The organism is Kitasatospora sp. NPDC056327 (assembly GCF_042261735.1).
Lineage (GTDB): Bacteria > Actinomycetota > Actinomycetes > Streptomycetales > Streptomycetaceae > Kitasatospora.
Window position 1 is genome coordinate 1 of sequence record NZ_JBHJRC010000421.1, and the last position, 5,419, is coordinate 5,419.

Sequence of the window (5,419 nt, forward strand, 5' to 3'; positions counted from 1 at the left end):
GCGGTGCTCGGCCGAGCACCGCCCCCGCCGTCCGTTGCGCCGTCCTTCGCGCCGTCCGTTGCGCCGTCCTTCGCGCTCTCCTTCGCGCTCTCCTTCGCCCCGTGCACCGTCCGCCTGCCACCCGCCGCACCGTCACGGGCGCTGCCCGGACACCCCGTTGAGGGCATGCGAAGGATTCGTGGATACTTGTGCCGCCTCCCCACCGGCCGTCCTCCGACGGACTCCCGCCGGGGCGCCGGCCAGGACGACACCGATCCGACTCCGCGTCACTCCCGAACTCCCGAGGGACCGCCCATGCCCGTATCCCGTCGCGTCGGCCTCGCCGCCGCGATAGCCGGCGCCACGGTCGTCACCACCGTGCTGCCGTTCACCGCCCAGGCCGAACCCACCGTGCTGTACGTCGACAGCGCCGCCGGCTGCTCCGACGCCGGGACCGGCACCCAGGCCCGGCCGTACTGCACCGTCCAGGCCGCCGCCGACGTCGTCGGCCCCGGCCAGACCGTCCAGCTCGCGGCCGGCCGCCAGTTCACCGGCCAGGTCACCGTCCGCCGCTCCGGCGAGCCCGGCCGGCCCATCGTCTTCCAGGGCGGCGAGTTCACCTCCCACGCGCCGAACACCGCCGTCGGGACCCGCGACTGGGCCCCGGGGGCGGCTCCCGCCCCGCACGCCTTCCTCCTCGACGGCGTCCACGACGTCACCCTGACCCGCCTGCGCCTCGACGCGCCGCAGGAGGCCGTGCTCGTCAAGGACTCCACCCGGATCTCGCTGGACCGCAACGACGTGGACGCGGGCAACCCGGTGCGGGGCGGCGTCCCCGCCTTCCCGTCGGCCGCGCCCAGCCTGCGGATCACCGGGCAGAGCACCAACGTCACCGTCAGCCGCAGCCGGATCTTCGCGGCGCCCGTGACCGGCGTCGCGGTCGGGGCCGGGGCCGTCGGGGTCGTCGTCACCACCAACCAGATCGCCGGCGGGGCCGGCCGGGGCGTGCTGGTCACCGACGCGCCCGGCACCGTCGTGGTGAGCAACACCTTCGGCCGCAACTGCGGGAGCGACCTGGAGATCGCCGGGGCCTCCACCGGCGTGGTGATCGAGAACAACATCCTGGCCAGGCGGCCGGTCCCGTTCTGCGACGGCACCCCGCCCACCGCGGTCCCGCTGGTGGTGTCGGCCGGCTCCGTCCGGAGCACCAGGGCCGACTACAACACCATCGTGACCTCGGGTCAGAACGCCTACTCCTGGGGCGGCACGGAGTTCGCCGGCCCCGAGGCCTTCCGGGCCGTCGGGCAGGGCGCGAACGACAACGCCGCCGACCCGAAGTTCGCCCCGAACGCCGGGGAGTACACCCCGGCCGCCGTGAGCGGCGTGACGGACGCGGCCGACCGGAACGCCCTCGGCATGCTGTCGACCGACCTCTACGGCAACGAGCCGGCCGACCACCCGGGCTTCCCGGACACCACCGCCGGCGGCTACCGGGACCGCGGCGCGATCGAGCTGCAGGACCCGGTGCAGGCCTTCCTGTACGGCAACCCGACCTACAGGGAGGGCCACCCGCTGGAGGCGTACTTCGAGACCTACTACTACGGCGGCTGGGGAGGACCGGGCACCGCCACCCTGGACTTCGGCGACGGCACCCCGCCCCGCGCCGTCGGTCCGGACAGCTCCTCCGCCCTCCACGAGTACCCCGCCGCCGGCACCTACACCGCGACCCTCACCGTCACCACCGGCACCGGTCTGGTCCGCACTTCCACCAGCACGTTCACCATCGCCCCGATCGGCGACATCCGCCCGGCGTTCAGCTGGTCGTACTTGGACAGCTCCGTCCCCCGGATCAGGGTCAGCATCACCACCGGCAGCCCCTGGCCGGCCGTCCGGCAGGTCTTCGACTTCGGTGACGGCACGGCTCCCGTCGTCTCCGAGGGCGGCAACCTGCCCAGGGAGCTCCAGCACGACTTCGCCGCCGGTGGCACCTACGTCATGAGCGTCACGGTGACCGACGACCGCGGCCGCACCGGGAGCCACTCGGTGTCCGCCGCGGTCCGCGGCCCGGCGCAGGGCATTCCGTTCACCGGCAACAGCGTGTACGACGCCCGGAGCCGCACCGGCCTGTTCCACAACGGCCTCTGGAACATCGCGGCCACCACCTCCGACGCGACCGCCGAGTCCGTGTTCCGCTTCGGCGACCCGGGCGACCTTCCGGTGGTCGGCAACTGGGACGGGCTCTGCCGGTGCCAGGCGACGGTCTACCGTCCGAGCACCTCCGCCTTCGCCCTGAGGCACCACGACGGTTCCGTCTCGACCGTCCCGTTCGGCGAGGCCGGTGACCTCCCGGCCGTGGGCAACTGGGACGGCGGCCGCCACGACCAGTTCGCCGTCTACCGGCCCGGCAGCGGTCTGCTGGCCGTCCGGCACGACGACGGCACCGTGACGACCCTGCGCTTCGGCGACCCGGGTGACATCCCGGTCGTCGGCGACTGGGACGGCGTGGGCCACGCCCAGCTCGGCCTCTTCCGCCCCGGCCGCAACGCCGGCGACCCCAACCTCTTCATCCTCCGCCACGACGACGGCACCGTCTCCACCGCCGCCTACGGCGAGAAGGGCGACCTCCCCGTCGTCGGCGACTGGCTCGCCAAGGGTCGCACCACCTACGGCATCTACCGCCCCACCACCCACCGCTTCGCACTCAGCAACGCCTACGCCGGCAGGCCCGACGTGGCGTACACCATCTACACGAACGGCAACTGATCCCTCCCCGGTGTCGTTCGCGCACGGGATACCCCGTTGAACGGGGGTGAAGGACTCGTGGATACTTGTGCCGCCCTGCGGACCGAACCGTCCACGAAGGGCTTCTGTCGGCGCGTCGGTCGCGCCCGCGCCGACCTCGCACCGCGTCACCGCACCACCCCCAGGGGGAACCCACCCATGCCAGGATCCCGTCGCGTCGGCCTCGCCGCCACGATAGCCGGGGCCACGGTCACCACCGTGGTCCTGCCGTTCACCGCCCAGGCCGCACCCACCGTGCTGTACGTCGACAACACCGCCGGCTGCTCCGACCAGGGCACCGGCACCCAGGCCCGGCCGTACTGCACCGTCCAGGCCGCCGCCGACGTGGCCGAACCCGGCCAGACCGTCGACATCGCAACCGGTCACGGCTACACCGGCCAGGTGACCGTCCGGCGCTCAGGCGAGCCCGGCCGGCCCATCGTCTTCCGGGGCGTGACCGTCATCAGTCTGCCGAGGACCTCGGTGGGCACCCGCAGCTGGACTTCGGCGCAGACACCCGCCCCGCACGCCTTCCTGCTCGACGGCGTCCACGACGTCACCCTCACCGGCCTCATCCTCGCGGCTCCGCAGGAGGCCGTACTCGTCAAGGACTCCGCCCGGATCGTCCTCGACCGCACCGAGGCCGACGGCGGCAACCCGGTCCACAACGGTGTCCGGGCCTACCCCGACGCGACGCCGGCCGTCCGGATCACCGGATCCAGTGCCGATGTCACCGTCCGCCGGAGCCGGATCCCCGGGCCGAAGGTCGCCGGCATCGCGGTCGACGCCGGGGTGACCGGCGCCGTCATCACCACCAACCAGATCACCAACAGCGCCGGCCGGGGCGTACTGGTCACCGACGCCCCCGGCACCGTCGTGGTGAGCAACACCTTCACGCGCAACTGCGGGACCGACCTGGAGCTCGCCGGGAACTCGGCGGGCGCGGTCGTCGCGAACAACATCCTGACCAAGCGTCCGGCCCCGGCCTGCGCCGGCGGACCCTCCACAGCCACCCCGCTGGTGGTGTCGGCCGACTCCACGCAGGGCACCAGGACCGACCACAACACCGTCGTCCCGCTGAACTCGCCCGGCTACTCCTGGGGCGGCACCTCCTACCCCACCCCCGAGGCCTTCCGCGCCACCGGCCAGGGCGCGCACGACAACGCCACCGACCCGAAGCTGGCCCTGGACATCGGGTTCTACGCCCCGCTCGCCGCCGAGGGCATCACGGACGCGGCCGACCCGACCGCGCCCGGCACGCTGGACACCGACATCCGGGACTACGCGCCGACCGACCACCCCGGCATCGCCGACACCGCCCCGTCCGGTCACCGGGACCGCGGCGCCGCCGAGCTCGTGGACCAGCTGAGCGCCCACCTGAACGGCACCCCGTACTCCCAGGCCGACCACCCGCTCAACGCCCGTTTCACGGTCGGGTACAACGCCGGCTGGGCACCGGGCTCCGGCTCGCTGGACTTCGGCGACGGCAGCGCGCCCCTCGCGGTCACCCCGGAGACCCGGTCCGTCGACCACGACTACCCCGCCGCCGGCACCTACACCGCCACGCTCACCGCCACCAGCCGCACCGGTCTGGTCCGCACCTCCATCAGCCAGGTCACCCTCGCCCCCGTCGCCGACCTCCGGACGGAGGTCTGGGCAGCGAGCGGTGATACGTCCCGGGCGGGAGCCACGGTGGGGGTCCGGAGCACCAGCCCCTGGCCGATCGTCCGGCACGTCGTCGACTTCGGTGACGGCACTGCGCCTTCGGTCGTCGAGGGCGCGAACGCGGAGCCGCGCCTGCCCCACGAGTACGGCGTGGGAGGGACCTACACGATCACCGCGACGGTCACCGACGACCACGGCCGCACCGCGAGCACCTCGTCGGCGTCGTCCGTCCGCGGCCCGCAGGCAGGCCTGCCGTTCACCGGCTACTTCGGCGGACCCAGCACCCACAACGGCCTCTTCGACAACGGCCGCTGGCTGCTCAGCTACTACCAGAGCGACTCGACCCCGTCCACCGTCTGGCGCTTCGGCGACCCCGGCGACCTCCCCGTCGTCGGCAACTGGGACAACACCTGCCGGTGCCAGCGCGGCATCTACCGCCCCGGCACCTCCACCTTCGCCCTGCAGCACGGCAACGGTTCCGTCTCCACCGTGCCGTTCGGCGACCCGGGCGACATCCCCGTCGTCGGAGCCTGGGACGGCCCCCGCACCCGGAACGACCAGCTCGCGATCTACCGCCCGGGCAGCGGCCTGCTGGCCGTCCGCCACGACGACGGCAGCGTCACCTCCCTGCGCTTCGGCGACCCGGGCGACATCCCCGTAGTGGGCGACTGGGACGGCGTCAAGCACGCCCAGTTCGGCCTCTTCCGCCCCGGCCGCAACGCCGGCGACCCCAACCTCTTCATCCTCCGCCACGACGACGGCACCGTCTCCGCCGCCGCCTACGGCGAGAAGGGCGACCTGCCCGTCGTCGGCGACTGGCTCGCCAAGGGGCGCACCACCTACGGCATCTACCGACCGAGCACCCACCGCTTCGCCCTCAGCAACGCCTACGCCGGCCGGCCCGACACCGCCTACACCATCTACAACTACTGACCGGTGGCGCGAGCAACACCGGGGCGGCGCCCGGTGGGGGGCCGCCCCCGGGGCGGTAGCG

The 5,419-nt window shown here is 73.5% G+C and carries 2 protein-coding genes; both read left to right on the top strand.

The window, feature by feature from the left end:
- The first annotated feature begins 294 nt into the window (after positions 1-294).
- The gene (locus tag ACFCX4_RS34390) at positions 295-2,742 is read left to right on the top strand and encodes a PKD domain-containing protein (RefSeq protein ID WP_376151096.1); all 2,448 of its coding nucleotides are present in this window, start codon (positions 295-297) and stop codon (positions 2,740-2,742) included.
- A gap of 177 nt (positions 2,743-2,919) precedes the next feature.
- A complete protein-coding gene (locus ACFCX4_RS34395; protein ID WP_376151098.1) occupies positions 2,920-5,358 on the top strand; it encodes a PKD domain-containing protein in 2,439 nt (812 codons plus the stop codon).
- The last annotated feature ends 61 nt before the right edge of the window (positions 5,359-5,419 follow it).

Excerpts from the sequence above, each read along its gene's own strand:
- ACFCX4_RS34390 (WP_376151096.1), top strand. The coding sequence starts at position 295 with ATGCCCGTATCCCGTCGCGTCGGCCTCGCCGCCGCGATAGCCGGCGCC.
- ACFCX4_RS34395 (WP_376151098.1), top strand. The coding sequence starts at position 2,920 with ATGCCAGGATCCCGTCGCGTCGGCCTCGCCGCCACGATAGCCGGGGCC.